Genomic DNA, 16,141 nt, shown 5'->3' on the forward strand with positions numbered 1-16,141 from the left:
CACCGGCTCACTCCTGGGTCACGTCGGCGGCGAACAGGTAGCCACCGCCCCAGATGGTCTTGATCAGCTCAGGATTCTTGGGATCCCGCTCCAGCTTGCGGCGCAGGCGGCTCACCAGGGTATCGATGGCGCGATCGAAGGCCACCGTCTCACGGCCCCTGGCCAGATCCAGCAACTGATCCCGGCTCAGCACCCGCTGCGGCCGCTCGAGGAACACCCGCAACAGGTCAAATTCGGCGGTGGAGAGGCTCAGTCCCACCCCTTCCTCATCCACCAGTTCACGGCGGTTGATGTCGAGCAGCCAACGATCGAAGCGCAGATCCCGGGTCAGCGCCTCGGGCGCCGGCTGGGGATCGGCCTGAGTGCGGCGCATCACTGCCTTGATGCGGGCCAGCAGTTCGCGGGGATTGAACGGCTTGGCGAGATAGTCATCGGCCCCCATCTCCAGCCCTATGATGCGATCCGTCTCCTCGCCCATGGCGGTGAGCATGATGATGGGCAGCCTGGACTTCACCCGCAGCTCGCGGCACAGGGTCAGGCCATCCTCCCCCGGCATCATCAGATCCAGCACCAGCAGGTCGAACTCCCGCTCGTCCAGCAGTCGCTTCATCTCCTTGCCATCCCGGGCACAACTGACACGCATGCCATGTTGTTCCAGAAAGCGCTTCAGCAGATCGCGGATCTCGCTGTGGTCATCGACCACCAGAATATGGGGACTGCCTTGGTTCATCACTGTCTCTCCCGTTATCGAGCTGGGGCGATTATACGAAAATCAATCGGGCGGGTTGTGTCAAAGTGTGCCAGAGCGCCAAGATGCCACACTCTGCTACAAAATAGGCTCCAACTGGCAAAATTCAGACACCTCCCGGGTGTTTACTTGGGGTCAAGGCGAATGAGCCGACCCAGAACTCAATCCGACAGGAGTAACCACATGAAAACACTGACCAAGACCCTGCTGACCGCCACCCTGATCCTCGGCCTGCCGCTCGGCGCCTACGCCGCCAGCGAAGCCGTGAGCACGGCCCAACCCACCGCCGCAGCAGCGACCGGTTGCCCCATGGACGGCTCAGGCATGATGGGCGGCAAGCACCACGGTGGCCGTCACGACAAGATGGCCCGCATGCAGAACATGACCCCGGAGCAGATCCAGGCTCACCTGCAGCAGCGCTATGACAAGATCGAAGACCCGGCCAAGAAGGCCGAGTTCGTCAAGAATCTGGAGCTGAGGGCCGACGGCATGACCAAGCACGCCGAGGTGATGAAGCAGTTCGCCGAAGCCAACAAGTAAGCGGCTCCGGATACGAGAGAGGGTGGCCCAGGCCACCCTCTCTATTGGTGTCGCCCATCTGCACGGTTCGTTGTCATCGCCAATCAAAAAGGGGCCACAGGGCCCCTTTCTCATGCACGGATGTCAGACTCACGCCTTGGCGTTGTCGGCCAGGCTCAGGGTCTTGACGGTCTCGCCTTCGAACTTGATGACGACGCTCTTCTGAGCGGCTTCGGCATCCTTGAACAGGGTCTTGGAGGTCTCCGCCAGCATGGGAGAAGCCTTGTTCAGGGCGGTCAGATCATAGCTCCACACTTCCTGACCGGCTTCGGTCCTGGTGCTGGCCGGGGCGCCCAGCTTGTCCTTGATGGCCTGCTTGTTGGAGGCACCTTCCTTGATGTCCAACGCCTTCTTGATCGCTTCGTTGGAGGCGCTGTCCATGGCGCTACCCGCCATCTCCTTGGCGCTGCTGGTGAGGCTGCTGGTCACGGTATCGGTCAGGGAATCCATCAGGCCGGCGTGGGCAACCAGAGGCAGGGCGGTCAGGGCAATCAGGAGGCACTTCTTCATTAAGATACATCTCACAGGAATGAAAGAGCGCGCATCAGACCAGTGCATAGAGTCGGAGTCAAGGTGATCCCTTGGTCAAGCCATATCCGGGGGGGGAGGTAAACGTATCGATGCCAAAAAGGCCCCGTCAATGCCAGCCACAGAGCTGATTCTTGCCTGACAGCTTGGCCTGATAGAGCGCCCTGTCCACCCGCACCATCAGCTGGCTCTGGGATTCGCTCAGGTGATATTCCACCAGGCCGAAGCTCATGGTGATGCCCTCCTGTTCGCCCACGCTGAGCTGGCTCAACCGCTGACGCAACTTCTCGGCGACCACCTGGGCATCCGGCAACCGGGTATTGGGCAGGATCAGCATGAACTCGTCGCCCCCCCAGCGGGCGATCAGATCGATCTCGCGGATGTTGTCCCGCGCCAGCCGCACTATGTCGATCAGGGTCTGATCGCCGACCGCGTGGCCATAACGATCGTTGATCCGCTTGAAGTCGTCCACGTCCATGGCGATGACGGAGAAATGATCCTTGAAGCGCTTGGCACGCTCGGACTCCAGCCTGATGACCTGTTCCAGCCGATAGCGGCTGGCGGCCCCGGTCAGGGAGTCCGTCTCCGCCAGCCGGCGATTCTCTTCTACCTGCCGCTGCAGCTCCCGATTGAGCCGCTGCAGCTCGGCGGTGCGCTCCGCGACTTGCTGCTCCAGCGAGCGATTCTGCAACTCCAGCCGGGTGTAGAGCAGTTTCTGGGCATGGATGTCGCGATGGGCCCCTATCATGCGGGCCACTGAGCCATCGGGGTTGCGAGCGATGATCCGGCCATAATCCTCGACCCAGGCGAAGTCGCCATCCCGAGTGCGGCAACGGTACTCGACCTTGTAGTGCGGCGCCTCCCCGCTCAGATAGGCATCGAAGCAGGCCATCACCCGCGCCAGATCATCGGGGTGGATCACGTTCTCCCAGGTGAACACCGTATTGCCGAGGGAGTGTGGCTCATACCCCAGCATCCGATACCAACCCGAGTTGCGGTAGACAAAACCCGTGTTGGCGTTCCAGTCCCAGACCCCTTCGCTGATCACCTCGAGGATGCCGTGTACCACCCCCTCGCTGACATCCGATATCTTGATCGTATCCGTATCTGGCAGCATAAAAGACTATCCTTGTCCTCTATCCCCATGGTCATGGGGGCGCAAAGCTTGAGTGTAGAAGTCAGAACCCGGCAAGGCACTGTCCGCCTCATCCCGTTGCTGGTTCGCTCTGGGCCGGCCTGTCTGGTTATAGGCCCATTATGGCCCTGGATGAGTGGAATACCCACGCATCTGGTGCAGGATCTCAGAGTAGTCCGGATTTAAAGCCAGGATGATGCAAACTGCGATAATGGCTGGGGGCCAGCCCGTGCTGGCGCTTGAAGGCGGTGGAGAAGTGGTATTCGTTCTTGAAGCCGCACAACCTGGCCACCTCCTTGACTGGCTCACTTCGACTGGCGAGCAGCAGCGCGGCCCGTTGCAGCCGCAGCCGTTGCAGCAGCGCCATGGGCGCCAGCGCGAAGTGCTGCTGGCAGAGGCGATAGAGCTGACGCTCGGAGAGGTGCAGGGCCCCGGCCATCCGGCTGATGTCCCAGCACTCGCCGAGCGCCTCTTTCAGCAGCAGCTCGAGGCGCAGCGCCAGCCGCTCGCCACGTTTCTGTCCCTCCCCTTTTTGCAACAGGCGGCGCAGATAGAAGCCGAGCTGCTCCACCAGCAGCGCGCTGAGCAGCGGGTCCTGATGGCGCTCCTGCTCCGCATAGAGGTTCTCCAGGGTATGCAGCAGGCTGGCCTGCTGGGAGGTGCAACCCAGTCTGGAGTGGCTTGCGAAGGCATCCCAGGGGGAGCCCTTGTGCAGCAGCAGCCACAGCAGCTCCCACTGACCGCCAGTGGGCAGTTGCGGCTCCGGCAACTGCGTCTCTGCTAACCGGTAGCAGAGCGGCTGGCCCGCCGGGATCAGCGCCCACTCCCCGCCGACAAGCCGCTCATAGCGCTCACCGATCAGCACCTCCCCCTCGCCGCCCAGGGTGATCAAGAAGCAGTGCACGTCCGCGAAGCGGCGTTCGATCCGATAGTGGGTCTGCAGGTGGGAGTGGCCCGCCAGCCACACCCGCTCCTGGGTCAGCGCCGGCAACAGGCTGTCGCAACAGATCTGCTCGCGGCAGTCGGGGGAGACTTCTATCACTTCCAGATTGGCAGTTTCAGACATCATCAGGACGGGCTCAGCCATGTCGGACCATAGCCGCCGAGCATAGCATGGAGGGCATCAATGCAAAGGAGACCCACCATGCATATCCATCACGTCGCCATCTGGGCACAGGATCTGGACGCCCTCAAGAGCTTCTACTGCACCCTGTTTGGCGGGCAGGCGAATGAGCGCTACCACAACCCGGCCAAACAGTTCAGCTCCCACTTTATCCGCTTCGAGGGGGGCGCCAGCCTGGAGCTGATGCACAGCCCCAACCTGTTTCCAGCTGATCTAACTCTGCCTCACCCGCTGCAGGGGCTGGCCCATATCGCCTTCGCCCTCGGCAGCGCGGAGGCGGTGGACAAGATGACAGCCCGTCTCAAGCTGTTCAAAGGCGCCGAGGTGAAGCACCTGGACGGCCCACGCTGGACCGGCGACGGCTATTACGAGAGCACCTTCCTGGATCCGGAAGGCAACAGGCTGGAATTGACCATCTAATACCTGAATGATCCCCTCACCCTGCCCTCTCCCAACGGGAGAGGGGATAAAGCGGCATCCAGGATATGATCGCCAGCGACCTAGGTTCGATTAGCGAAGCGTAATCGGACAGCGGTAACGGCATTGCTCCCTTCTCCCGTTTATTAAAAAAGGAGGAGAAGGGTTGTGGATGAGAGGTAGGAAGACTCTAGACTTCACGGTAAACGTTGGGCTCCACTCAGCCATAACTCACCCAACCGGTTGGTTGGTTGGTTGGTTGGTTGGTTGGTTGGTTGGTTGGTTGGTTGGTTGGTTGGTTGGTAAGAAATCTGCCAGCTCCAACGCACAAAACAATCAGCTCTATAGACTTTATATACCATTCTCTGTAGCGTACAATAGGTTTATATCATTTTTCATTAACTCTAATTTCTACATTAAATAGAAAGGTATTCTATATGGCACGAAGAAAAAAAATAGAGATTTTCAATTCTGATAAAGATGATGTAATTGAAAGCTATGTGGGTCTTGGTATAACCTCCTATGAGGTTGCCCTCAATGATTTGCACCCTCTGATAAATCGTTTCGATGCCCAACGTAAAATCCAAGATAAGAAATTTTATAAACGCCTACAAAATGACTTGATTGAAGGTTGCATCATGCCGCCAATCACTATCGCGTTTATTGATAGAAATAAGACAGATCTCTCAGACAAGGAATCCTTTAATGATTTCGTTAACAACAACCTTTCTAAGGGATATATTTTAGACGGATTACAACGATTGAATACCCTTAAGACAGCTTCGGAGCAAGAGGGTTTTAATATTAAAAGAGTTGCATACATCAATGTCATTGTGGCAGAAAGCCAAGACAAATTATTATATCGCATGATTACATTAAATAATGGTCAGAAACCAATGACACCTCGCCATCAAATAGAAATTCTGACTGCAGAAATGTTTGATTTTAATAAATTAAAAAATATTTCAATTCAAACAGAAAAAGAGCGTTCGGAGAAAATAATCCGCGGCTCTTTTAACTTAGGCGATATTTCTCGTGCATACTTATCATTTCTTACTGGCAATGTTAACAATGAAAATAATAAAATTATCGACGAAAAAATGGATGAGATTCTAGTCAGTAGAGTACTAGATAATAGAGATGCTTCGTTTAGATTGAAGTTTGAGAACATTCTCGACTTAGTCGATGCGCTATGCGTAAATACTGAATGTAAAAATTGGTTCAAAGTCAACAATAACTTGATTGGATTCTGTGTTGGTATTAGAGATTCATATCAATATATCAAGAATGTAGATGCGGATGAATTTTCTGAAATGCTTTCGCTATTTGATAGTAGCTTTGAATCAATAAATGCTTCAAAGGTTAACCTAGGTAAATATAGACGCCAGCTTTCAGCAGAGTTTATAAAGAATTATCAAGATTTTATTGATTCTAGCGAAGAAGATTTAATTGAGCACTTTGTGGAGTTTACATCATAAATGGCTAGAGAATTTCCATTCTCTTACTCAGAGTATCTTAGTGAGAGTACTCTTCAAAAGCTTCCAGAAGAGCTAAAAGTATCCGCAGGAAATGCATCTGAAGCCCTTATAATATTAAGGTTGCTAAGCGGTTCGATCAAAATAAATCATATCAAATCACAATGTAATTTTATACAAAATGACAACTACTTCATTAGTAATTTAAAAGGATATGGCCAACATTGGAAGAAACAATTCCCAAAGCTAGTTGACGATGAATATTCAGCTGAACAGCTGGCGTCATATATTAAGAGCAATAGATACAAAAACAGAACATTTTATAAAAATATATTAAGTGAAATATCTTATTTCTTTTACTACCAAAGAAATGGGAATCATTCTATTGCCTTTATCTTCCTATATAGATTACTAGAGAACATTTCATACGCATTTCCATTGACGTATGTGTCAAAAACAGATGATTTCAAGAGAACATATACATTTTTAAAAGACATAATGAATGGTAATAAAGATTCCGAAGAGCTTGGTTTTTTCAAATCATTTGTCACAAAACTATTCTATAATACTCCAATGATTGAATCATCTATCGACTTAGTTATTAGCGTCGATACTGAGGAAGAACAGGAACATATATATTCACTATTAAAGGACCTTTGCACTGCAAATATGCTATCCGAACGTTCTGTGGAACCAAGAATGCTCTCGATAAAGTATACTGAGTTTGGAAGCTTTATTATAACACTTAGGAATAGGTTTTTTCATTATATGAATGGCGGAGCTAAAAACATAGAAAGTTCTGAAATAAGCGATATAGATGTATTATTTTCTATAATAAACAAACAATCCTTACATTGGATTTCATCTATTCTTCTAGAGATCATATCTCATAACATAACAGAATTGCATCAGAATAATGGTGCAGTTAATTTGCAATTATAGAAGCGGAATTCATTACATATCTTTATTGTTAAGCCATCACTATAGCATTGATTTGGATATTATAGTGATGGCTGTAATATGAATCATACTGTTGATTAAATATTTCCCAACCGCTCCGCCAACCCCGAATAACGCTCGGTCTTTTTCCGCACGGCTTGAGCCAGCAGGGCGCGATCGCCGTAGAGATCGAGCCGCGCCTTGGCACGGGTGATGCCGGTATAGACCAGCTCGCGGGTCAGCAAGGGGCTGGGGCTGTCCGGCAGCACCAGCACGGTATGGGCAAATTCCGAACCCTGGGATTTGTGGATTGTCATGGCGTAGACGGTCTCGTGGGGCGGCAGCCGGCTCGGCAACAGCGCCCGCAGGCTGCCATCCGGCTGCTCGAACCACACCTTCAGCCGGCCGGTTTCATCGGGCAGGCAGAGCCCCATGTCGCCGTTGTAGAGGCCGACCCCGTGATCGTTGCGCACCACCATCACCGGCCGACCGGCATACCAGTCGCCGTCGCGCTGAATAAGGCCAGCCCGGGACAGGGCCAGTTCGAGGCGCTGGTTCAGCCCCTCCACCCCGAAGGGGCCGTCCCGCAGGGCGCAGAGGATCTGGAAGCCGTTGAATGCCTTGAACACCGCCGTCGGATCCTGCCCCTCCCGGGCCGCCTTGAGATAGCTGCCGTAACCGGCCACCCCCTGGGCGATCAGCCCTTCGTAGGCCTCGCCGACCCAGGGGTGCAGGCTGATATCCTTGAAGCCCGCACCCCAGACCACCTCCACCGCCGCCGCGTCGCCCGCGTTGCAGGCGCGCGCCAGCTGGCCGATGCCGGAGTGCTTGTCGAAACGCCAACTCTTGCTGAGCAAGCAGAGGCTGTCACGTACCGGGGCGCCTGTAGGCGTGCCCTGCAGCCGATAGCCGGTCTGGCGCGAGAGCCAGGCCGCCTGCTCCGGGCTGATGCCCTGCTCGATAAAGCTGCAGATATCGCCGAGCACGGCCCCCGCCTCCACCGAGGCGAGCTGATCCTTATCGCCCAGCAGGATCAACCGGGCGTGGCTCGGCAACGCATCGAGCAGCCGCGCCATCATCGGCAGATCGACCATGGAGGCCTCGTCCACCACCAGCAAGTCCAGGTGCAAGGGGTTGCCCGCGTGGTGGCGGAACTGGCTGCGACCGGGGATCACCCCGAGCAGCCGGTGCAGGGTGCCCGCCTCGGTGGGGATGGCATCGACCCACTCGGGGGGCAGATCCAGGGCCTGCAGGGCCGCGCCTATGCTCTCGGTGAGGCGTGCCGCCGCCTTGCCGGTGGGGGCCACCAGCCGCACGGCCGGGGCCTTGCCCCCTTGCAGGCCGGTCTCCACCAGGATGGCCAAGAGCTTGGCGACCGTGGTGGTCTTGCCGGTACCGGGGCCGCCGGAGATGACAGCGAAGGGACGCGCCGCCGCGGTGGCCGCCGCCAGCTTCTGGCCGTTGCAGCAGAGCGCCTCGGGCACCAGGGCATCCAGCGCACTCAGCTCGATCGCCGCCTGGGCGCCGCTCAGCAGCGCCTCTATGGCAGGCCAATCCACTTCATTCGGAAAGACCAGATCCAGATACTTCTCGATAAAGTGGCGCGCCGAAAAATCGGGGGCGAGCCGCGCCTTGAGCAGGGCGGCGAAGATCAGGCCATAATCGCGGGCAAACAGCCGCGCCAGCGCCGGGGCTATCTCCGGCCATTCGGCTCGCTCGCTCAGGGCGCGCAGGTGGCGGGCCACCCCCTGCTCGTGATCGTGGTAGCGGGTGAGATAGAGCCGCCCCTGCCAGAGCCGCAGCGGCCAACGGGGGGCATAACCCTCGCTTCCTTCGTGACCCGCTTGCTCGGTGCCAACCAGGGGGCTCTCGGCAAACAGGCCAGGCCAGCGGCCAGGATCCGCAAGATCCGCCAGCAGATCCCGGATCTGTTGCGGATCCAGCCCGAACGGGCGCAGGGCTCCCTGTCCGTTACCAGAGTGCGCCAGCAGATCCAGCGGCAGGCAGACATGGCCGCGCCCCAGCTCGAAGCAGGTGAGCGCCGCCCCCAGCACCAGCTCGGGGCTGCCGCCAAGATCGGCCACCAGCTTGGCAAACTGCAGATCCAGCTGGCGGATGCGGCCCGCCAGCGCCAAGGTCTTCAGCCGTTCGATGATCATCCCGCTGCTCATGATTCAACCTCATTCCACTCTTGTGCACCGGCAGCGGGCTGCGCCGCGCCCTCGCTAAACAATTCGTCCAGCCCCAGCACCAGCTCGCGGCTGGGGCGGGTATGGAAGACACCCCCTTGCGGCATGCCGCGCAGGAACAGATAGAAGACACCGCCAAAGTGCTGGTCGAAGTCGTAGCCCGGCAGGCGCAGGGAGAGCAGCCGGTGCAGCGCCAGGGAGTAGAGCTGGTATTGCAGATCGTAGCGATGCTCCGCCATGGCCCGCTCCAGCGCCGGACGGCCGTAATCCGCCGGACTCATGCCGAGGTGGTTGGATTTGTAGTCGAGCAGATACCAGCGCCCCTGCCACTCGAACACCAGATCGATGAAGCCCTTCAGCATGCCCTGCACCGCCGCAAAGCTGAGGGGCTTGTTGCCTCTCGACAGCGGATCGTGCCGCTGGCACAGCGCGGTCAGGGCCGGCGCCGTCACCCGTCCCATGGGCAGGAAGAACTCCAGCTCCACCTGCTTGTGGCGATCGGTGAGCTGGCGCAGCCGGACCGGCTCGCCGCCTTCGTCTTGTTGCAAGGGAAGCGGCAACTCGGTATCTAGCACCGCCTCCACCTGCTGCTGCAGCACCGGGGCCCAGGCTGCGTCGAAGCCATCCTGCACCAGCAGGGTGGCGATGTGCTGCGCCAGCTCGTCGCCGCCGGCGCTCGGGAAGTCGATGGTCTCGAACAGGCTGTGCAGCAGGGTGCCGGGGCGGGCGCCCTTGGGGAAGGTGAAGATGGAGGGCTGGGGCGCCTCTGCCTCCTCCGGCAACGCGGCGGCCGCCTCGGGCGCCACCTCGTCATCGAAGCCGGGGTTGGCCAGCACCCCCTTGCTGTGGCCGTTGCCCTGAGCCGCCAGCCCGGAGTAGGAGCTGATCCACCAGTCCCGCTCGAGCTTACCGGTGAAGTGGCGCACCTGGGGCTCACCCAACTGCACCAGCTCGGGTGCCAGCGGGGCCGGGCGGCGGAGCGAGGGCTCACCGACGGCCACTCCGGGCAGCGCCTGGGCCAGCTCCTGCAAGGCGGTGGCCAGGGTGCTGGCGTCGCCCGCCTCCCCCTTCTGCAACAGATAGCCGATGGCGGTGTGGTGCAGATCCGTGGTCTCGGACTTGCCGCTGCCCGAGCGCACCGGGGCCAGCCCTAGCCAGGTGGCGTAGACGCCCCGGGTCAGCGCCACATAGAGCAGCCGCAAGTCTTCGGCGAGCCGCTCCCTGTCCGCCTCGGCCAGGGAGCCTTCGGCGCCGGTCAGATCGAGAATGGTGTGATTGCCCGCCTCATCCGCCTCGTGATAGAGCGGCGTCTCGGCGGCGCGATGGCTGCAGATGAAGGGCAGGAACACCAGCGGGTACTCCAGCCCCTTGGATTTGTGGATGGTGACTATCTGCACCAGCTTGCGCTCGGACTCGAGCCGCAGTACCTGCTCCGCCACCTGGCCGTTGGGGTGCGCGATCGCCTCCCCCAGCCAGCGCAGCAGGGCATACTCCCCGTCCAGCTCGCCACTCGCCTGTTGCAGCAGCTCCCCCAGATGGAGGAAGTTGGTGAGGCGCCGCTCCCCGTAGGGGCTCGCCAGCAGGGAGGAGGCGAGATTGCGCCCGTGCAGCAGGGCCCGCAGCATGGCCAGCACGCCGCGGCGGTGCCAGATCTTGCGGTACTCCACGAACTCCTGCACCGTGCTTTCCCAGGCGCGCTCGTCCGATGCCAGGGTGTCGAGCGCCCTGGCGTCGAGATCGAACAGGCCGGTGGCCAGCGCCGCCCGCAGGCTGCGCTCCTCGCTCGGGTTCTGGCAGGCGTGCAGGATGAGCAGGATCTCCCGCGCCTCCACCTGTGCCAGCACGCTCTCGCGATTGGACAGGTAGACGGATGCGATGGCGAGCCGCGCCAGCTCTTGCTGCACCAGCCGTCCCTCGGCGCCGGTGCGCACCAGCACGGCGATATCCCCCGCCTTGACCGCCTGGTCGCCGATCAGCGCCTGCTCCTCCCGGGCCAGGCTGAGCAGCCGGTGGATCTCGGCCGCCGTGGCGCGGGCCATCAGACTCTGGTAATCCCCCCGGTTGAAGGTGGGCTGGCCACCGAGCTGCCAGCAGTGCAGCACGGGGGCGACCTGGCCATCGAGTCGCAGCGCCTTGCCCTTGCCCTGCGCCTCCACCGGCAGGAAGGGGATGTCCGCCTCGTAGATGAAGGGATCCCTGGCCCGCTCGAACAGGCCGTTGACCGCCGCCACCAGGGCGCCGCTGGAGCGGTAGTTGCGACCCAGGGTGTAGTGGGCGCTCACATTTCGCCGCGCCTGGATGTAGGTGAAGATGTCGGCGCCGCGAAAACCGTAGATGGCCTGCTTGGGGTCACCGATCATCAACAGCGCAGTGTCGCGCTGACCGCCATAGAGTCGATGGAAGATGCGGTACTGCTGGGGATCGGTGTCCTGGAATTCATCGATCATGGCGACCCGGTAGCTGGCGCGAATGCGCTCGCACAGTCGGTCACCGAGGTTGGAGCCGAGCGCCCCGTCGAGATCCTTGAGCAGGTCGTCGAACGACAGCTGATGGGCCTGACGCTTGCTGATCCGCATCCGCTCGCGCACCACCCGCGCGGCCCGCTGCAGGATCAGATCCCGGATGCCGGGGCGGCTGGCCAGCAGTTCGTCGATCTGCGTGAACAGTGGCAGGCTCGGCAGCGCCTTGCCCTTGCTCAGCTTGGCTTCCAATGCCTCTTGACCGAAGCGCTCGAGATCCTTGGCCAAGGCGTAGCCAGTGGTCGGGTCTTGTGCCCAGTCGGTGATCTTGCCGAGCCAACCTTCGTAGTTCTTGCCGGTATAGAGCTTGATCTGACCCTCGGTCTGGCGGCGTATCTCGTCAAGCTGACTGAGCCAGCCCTGCTTGATCGCCTCAATGCGGCTCATGGCTTGTTCATGACGCTCGGCCAGGGTCTCATCCCCCAGTTGAGGACGTATTTCCAGCTCGCTGTTGTCCAGCCAGCCGCTCATGTCCCGCAGCAGGGCGGCGGGGCTCGGCCACTGCCGGCGTACCGCCCGGGCCAGCGCCTCGTCCACCGGATAGAACTCGGCGCGCCAGTAGTCGCTCACCGCCTGCAGCCTGAGCTGGCTGTCGTCGGTCAGGAATTCGGTTTCAAACAGGGCGCCAGATTCGAAGGCGTTCTGTTTCAGCATCCGCTGGCAGAAGCCGTGGATGGTGAACACCGCCGCCTCGTCCATCTGCCGCTCGGCGGCCAGCAACCGGCGCGCCGCCTGCTCGTGGTCCTCCACTTCCAGCAATAGCTGGGCCAGCAGCGGATCCGGACTCTCGCCGCGCAGGAAGGCGAGGCGAGCCTCGTGGATGCGGGCGCGGATCCGCCCCCGCAGCTCGGCGGTGGCGGCCTCGGTGAAGGTCACCACCAGGATCTCGGTCACCGACAGCGGCCGCTCGTGGGCGCTGGGCTGACCCGCCTCCTCCCCTTCCTCGATGAACGGGCCGTGGCCCAGCAGCAGCCGCAGGTAGAGGCCGGCGATGGTGTAGGTCTTGCCGGTCCCGGCAGAGGCCTCGATCAGCCGCTCGCCATGGAGGGGGAAGCGCAGGGTATTGAGTGCTTGGGCCATTACTTCAGCTCCTCCAGGCAGTTGAGCAGCGGGGTCAGATGCTCGCGGGCCAGCGCCTGCAACTGGCTCAGCACCTCCTCGTCGAGGGCGGGGAAACAGCGGGCGACATAGGGGTCTTCGCCCTCACCGATCAGTTGCCAGCCGCCCTGGAAACGGGCCAGCGCCGCCTTGTCGGCGGCCTCCGGCTTGTCCGGATCCTTCTCGATGGCCTTGAGCCAGTCCCAGGCGGTGTTGGGGAAGAAGGGCAGCGGCCGCTTCATCCCCTGCTGCCAGAGCGCCACCAGCGCCGCCAGCCTGGGCCGCGCCTCGTCGGCGGACAGCGCGGGCAGTCGCCAGCCCAGCTTGGCATCGAGCAGCAGGGTGTCGCCGGGGGCCTCGCTCAGGGCGAGGCAGAGGTGCTGGACCCAGCCCAGCAGCAGATCCTTGCCGTTGAAGCTGCCGGGCTTGACGATCAGCTGGCGGCCCCGCTGGGTGTCGATCCAGCCCTGCAACTGGCCCTGGGCCAGGGCGATGTCGATCTCCACCGCCTGCTTGCCGCCATCCTCTTCACCGGCGAGCCAGGGGCGCAGGCGCTCGGCCAGGCTGCCCATCTGCTCGTCCAGATCGTCGAGCAGCAGGTTGCCGAACCAGCCCTGTGGCAGTTGGCCGGAGAGGCGCAGCCGCTCGCGCCGCTTGTTCACACTATCGCTCCGCTCCGGGCTGTTGCCCTCCCGGAGGTGGGCCTCCAGCAGCAGGCTTTTCAGCTGATAATGCTGCAGGCCGTCCAGCTCGAACGGCTCGCTATCCTCGATATTCGCCTCGTTCAACTCGAACCACACCTTGAGGCGGCGGTTGAGGAAGTAGCGGGCCGGCTGGCGATAGAAACGCAGCAGCTCGGCCAGCTCCAGCCCCTGCTCCTTGCCCCATTCGGGGGGCAGCGGCAGCTCGCCGCTCTGGAAGTTGCTCGCCCCCGCCACCGGATTGAGGGCCGGCAGCCAGTCGGTGGCATAGGTAAAGAGTCGCGACTCATGTTCAGAATCGGGCTCGGGGTAGAAGTAACTATGGCTATAGGGGGTGAGCGGGTGCTCGACCACCAGGTGCGCGAGCAGCCGCTCGCCGGAGACCTCGTCGGGGAGCGTCTCGTCCCCCGCCAGCACGAAGCCCTGGCGCACATAGTCGACCAGCTCCGCCAGCAACACAGAGGGCACCTTGGGACTGTTGTCCTCGGCGCTGAAGCCCTGATAGCTGATGTAGAGCCCCTGCTGGGCGCTGAGCAGCGCCTCGAGGAACAGATAGCGGTCATCGTCCCGGCGGGATCTGTCCCCGCGGCGGGAGGCCGTGGCCATCAGATCGAAGCCCATGGGAGCCAGGGTGCGCGGGTAGACGCCGTCGTTCATGCCGAGCAGGCAGACCTGCTTGAAGGGGATGGAGCGCATCGGCATCAGGGTGCAGAAGTTCACCTGACCGGCCAGGAAACGCTGGCTGGAGCGCTGCTCGCCGAGCTGATTGCCGAGGTAGTCCTGCAGCAGCTCAGGGCTGATGGGGTGGTCGAAACGCGCTTCACCCAGCTGGGCCTGCCACTCGGCGAGCTGGCTGCGGATGAGTTGCAGCAACCGCTCCTCCTCTTCGTCCGCCAGATAGAAGCGATCCAGCAGCTCGTTGAGGCAGGCGACCCAGCCGGGCAGGCTCTGCGCCTGCTGCAGGCGGGGCAGGAACTCGGCGAGAGAATCCACAAACCAGGCCAGCTTGCCGAGCGCCAGCCCCTGCTGACCCTCGATGTCGGCGTAGGGCAGTATCCCCGCCACCGGCTCGCCATCCCCCATGGCGAAGCCGAGCAGCATGCGGCGCAGGCCGAACAGCCAGCTGTTGCCGCTGAGCGGCGGCAAGTCGAAGCGCTGCGGATAGGCATCGTCCAGCCCCCAGCGGATGCCGGTCTCCTGCACCCAGACCCGCAGCTGGTTGAACTCGCCGTCATCCAGCTCGAAGCGGCGCAGCACGGCGGGCACCTCCAGGATGGCGAGCAGCTCCCCCGCCCCGAAGCGGGCATTGGGCAGCCGCAGCAGGGCGAGGAAGCTCTGCAGCAGCGGGCTCTCCTGACTCGCCGCGCGATCCGAGACCGCGAAGGGGATCTGGCCGCGAGCGCCGAACACCGCCTGGATGTAGGGGCCGTAGCTGTTCACATCCGGCATCATCACCACCACGTCCTTGGGGGTGAGGCTCGGATCCTGCTCGAACAGCCCTAGCAGCCGATCGTGCAGCACCTCGAGTTCGCGCATCGGGCCGTGGCAGGCGTGGATCTGCAGGGATCCATCCGCCGGATCGAGCGGGCTCTTGTGCTGGCTGCCGTCCAGATCGAACCGACCGGCGCCCCGCTCTGCCAGCTCCAGCACATCCTTCTGGATGGCGCGCAGCAGCCTGACATTGCCCTTGGCATCGAGGTCGTCGATATCGACGAAGGCCTCTATTTGGGGCACCTCCAGCTCCATCAACTGGTGCAGGTAGTCGCGCCCCAGCTTGCCCATGGAGGCGAGCAGCGGGTTGGCCGGCCCCTGCAGGGTCCCGATGTCGGTACCGGGCTTGAGCTTGTTGGCCAGCCGGGCGAGCGTCTTGCGATCCAGCAGATCCCCCCAGTAGTAGCGGCAGGGGTTGGTGATGAACAGGTGCACCTCCACCCGGCTGCCGAGGGCCTGCAGCGCCTCCACGTAGCGCGGCGGCAGCGCCGAGATGCCGAACACGAACACCCGCTCCGGCAACCTGCCCGGCAGCTCGGCGATCTGTTGCAGCCCCTGGATAAACTCCTCATAGAGGTTGGCTCTGTGATAGCCGCTCGGGCTCAGCGCCAGGGTGCGGGCCACCAGCTCGCGCCACAACTCGGGCTGCCAATCCTGGCCGCTCACCCCCGCCAGCTCCAGCCCCAGACCCTCACCCTCTTCCCAGCGGGCGATCCAGTCCGGCCGGTAGACCAGATACTGGTCGAACAGATCCGCGATCTTCTGGCACAGCTGCCACAGCCGCACCTGTTCGGGCTCCTGCCGGGGATCTGCCTGCGGATCCTGTTCCTCGGCGCCCCCCAGATAGGCGGCAAGGGGGGCGAAGGCGGGCCGCTCCAGCAAGGCCGGCAATATGGTCATCAGCTGCCAGCTCATGGAGCCCTTGTTGTAGGGGCTCTGGCGCGGCACATCCGCCAGCACCTGGGTGAACATCTCCCAGATGAAGCTGGCGGGCAGCGGGAAGTCGATGTTGGCGGCGATGCCGAAGGCCTTGGCCAGCTCCAGCTTGAGCCACTGGGCCATGCCGGGGCTCTGCACCAGGATCTGTTCCCGCTGGAAGGGGTGAGAGAGGGGGGCCTGCCGGATGCGGTTCACCAGCAACTCTTTGAGCAGATCCAGCTGATTGGAGTGGTAGAGGGTAAACATGGACGACTCCCGCC

The 16,141-nt window shown here is 60.9% G+C and carries 12 protein-coding genes; 4 read left to right on the forward strand and 8 right to left on the reverse strand.

All coding sequences use genetic code 11. The features are described 5' to 3' along the window. Positions 1-7: 7 nt before the first annotated feature. Entirely contained in the window at positions 8-730 is a 723-nt protein-coding gene (locus tag KW821_RS20465) for a response regulator (protein WP_218292710.1), read from the reverse strand. A 201-nt stretch (positions 731-931) separates the two neighbouring features. Here KW821_RS20465 and KW821_RS20470 point away from each other — a divergent pair, with 201 nt between their 5' ends. Then, a complete protein-coding gene (locus tag KW821_RS20470; RefSeq protein WP_218292711.1) occupies positions 932-1,288 on the forward strand; it encodes a hypothetical protein in 357 nt (118 codons plus the stop codon). A gap of 129 nt (positions 1,289-1,417) precedes the next feature. Here the strand turns inward: KW821_RS20470 and KW821_RS20475 are convergent, their stop codons facing one another. The 3 genes from KW821_RS20475 to KW821_RS20485 form a co-directional block, all read right to left on the reverse strand. Beyond that, positions 1,418-1,837: a hypothetical protein gene (locus KW821_RS20475; protein ID WP_218292712.1), complete on the reverse strand. Its 420-nt coding sequence runs from the start codon at positions 1,835-1,837 to the stop codon at positions 1,418-1,420. 127 nt (positions 1,838-1,964) lie between these two features. Continuing rightward, positions 1,965-2,972 carry a sensor domain-containing diguanylate cyclase gene (locus KW821_RS20480; protein WP_042653397.1) on the reverse strand — a complete coding sequence of 336 codons (1,008 nt, stop codon included), beginning with the start codon at positions 2,970-2,972 and terminating at the stop codon, positions 1,965-1,967. Between the two features lie 184 nt (positions 2,973-3,156). Further along, positions 3,157-4,077, reverse strand: coding sequence for a helix-turn-helix transcriptional regulator (locus tag KW821_RS20485; RefSeq protein ID WP_256353581.1), 921 nt, complete (start codon positions 4,075-4,077; stop codon positions 3,157-3,159). A gap of 57 nt (positions 4,078-4,134) precedes the next feature. On the opposite strand from KW821_RS20485, the gene KW821_RS20490 reads away from it, so the two are divergent. After that, positions 4,135-4,533, forward strand: a complete 399-nt coding sequence (locus KW821_RS20490) for a VOC family protein (RefSeq protein ID WP_218292713.1) — start codon at positions 4,135-4,137, stop codon at positions 4,531-4,533. A 194-nt stretch (positions 4,534-4,727) separates the two neighbouring features. On the opposite strand, the gene KW821_RS21945 is transcribed toward KW821_RS20490, so the two are convergent. After that, complete coding sequence (locus tag KW821_RS21945) at positions 4,728-4,892, reverse strand: PT domain-containing protein (RefSeq protein ID WP_371317619.1); 165 nt, start codon at positions 4,890-4,892, stop codon at positions 4,728-4,730. A 75-nt stretch (positions 4,893-4,967) separates the two neighbouring features. Between KW821_RS21945 and KW821_RS20500 the strand changes: the two genes are divergently transcribed. Continuing rightward, a complete protein-coding gene (locus tag KW821_RS20500) occupies positions 4,968-6,008 on the forward strand; it encodes a hypothetical protein (RefSeq protein ID WP_256353582.1) in 1,041 nt (346 codons plus the stop codon). After that, positions 6,009-6,947: a hypothetical protein gene (locus tag KW821_RS20505; RefSeq protein ID WP_218292715.1), complete on the forward strand. Its 939-nt coding sequence runs from the start codon at positions 6,009-6,011 to the stop codon at positions 6,945-6,947. 95 nt (positions 6,948-7,042) lie between these two features. Here the strand turns inward: KW821_RS20505 and recD are convergent, their stop codons facing one another. From recD to recC, 3 genes are read right to left on the reverse strand one after another with little or no spacing between them, the layout of a single operon-like run. Continuing rightward, entirely contained in the window at positions 7,043-9,115 is a 2,073-nt protein-coding gene (recD, locus tag KW821_RS20510) for an exodeoxyribonuclease V subunit alpha (RefSeq protein ID WP_218292716.1), read from the reverse strand. Continuing rightward, a complete protein-coding gene (gene recB / locus KW821_RS20515; RefSeq protein ID WP_218292717.1) occupies positions 9,112-12,732 on the reverse strand; it encodes an exodeoxyribonuclease V subunit beta in 3,621 nt (1,206 codons plus the stop codon). The genes recD and recB overlap by 4 nt, the downstream gene beginning before the upstream one ends. Next, the gene (gene recC / locus KW821_RS20520) at positions 12,732-16,127 is read right to left on the reverse strand and encodes an exodeoxyribonuclease V subunit gamma (protein ID WP_218292718.1); all 3,396 of its coding nucleotides are present in this window, start codon (positions 16,125-16,127) and stop codon (positions 12,732-12,734) included. The genes recB and recC overlap by 1 nt, the downstream gene beginning before the upstream one ends. Positions 16,128-16,141: the final 14 nt, after the last annotated feature.

It is taken from the genome of Aeromonas sp. sif2416 (assembly GCF_019218665.1).
GTDB classification, from domain to species: Bacteria; Pseudomonadota; Gammaproteobacteria; order Enterobacterales; family Aeromonadaceae; genus Aeromonas; species Aeromonas encheleia.

Bases quoted from the DNA above. Each gene is read 5' to 3' on its own strand.
- KW821_RS20465 (WP_218292710.1), bottom strand. From the start codon at position 730: ATGAACCAAGGCAGTCCCCATATTCTGGTGGTCGATGACCACAGCGAG.
- KW821_RS20480 (WP_042653397.1), bottom strand. From the start codon at position 2,972: ATGCTGCCAGATACGGATACGATCAAGATATCGGATGTCAGCGAGGGG.
- KW821_RS20500 (WP_256353582.1), top strand. From the start codon at position 4,968: ATGGCACGAAGAAAAAAAATAGAGATTTTCAATTCTGATAAAGATGAT.
- recD (WP_218292716.1), bottom strand. From the start codon at position 9,115: ATGAGCAGCGGGATGATCATCGAACGGCTGAAGACCTTGGCGCTGGCG.
- recB (WP_218292717.1), bottom strand. From the start codon at position 12,732: ATGGCCCAAGCACTCAATACCCTGCGCTTCCCCCTCCATGGCGAGCGG.
- KW821_RS20475 (WP_218292712.1), bottom strand. From the start codon at position 1,837: ATGAAGAAGTGCCTCCTGATTGCCCTGACCGCCCTGCCTCTGGTTGCC.
- KW821_RS20485 (WP_256353581.1), bottom strand. From the start codon at position 4,077: ATGGCTGAGCCCGTCCTGATGATGTCTGAAACTGCCAATCTGGAAGTG.
- recC (WP_218292718.1), bottom strand. From the start codon at position 16,127: ATGTTTACCCTCTACCACTCCAATCAGCTGGATCTGCTCAAAGAGTTG.
- KW821_RS20490 (WP_218292713.1), top strand. From the start codon at position 4,135: ATGCATATCCATCACGTCGCCATCTGGGCACAGGATCTGGACGCCCTC.
- KW821_RS20505 (WP_218292715.1), top strand. From the start codon at position 6,009: ATGGCTAGAGAATTTCCATTCTCTTACTCAGAGTATCTTAGTGAGAGT.
- KW821_RS21945 (WP_371317619.1), bottom strand. From the start codon at position 4,892: ATGGTATATAAAGTCTATAGAGCTGATTGTTTTGTGCGTTGGAGCTGG.
- KW821_RS20470 (WP_218292711.1), top strand. From the start codon at position 932: ATGAAAACACTGACCAAGACCCTGCTGACCGCCACCCTGATCCTCGGC.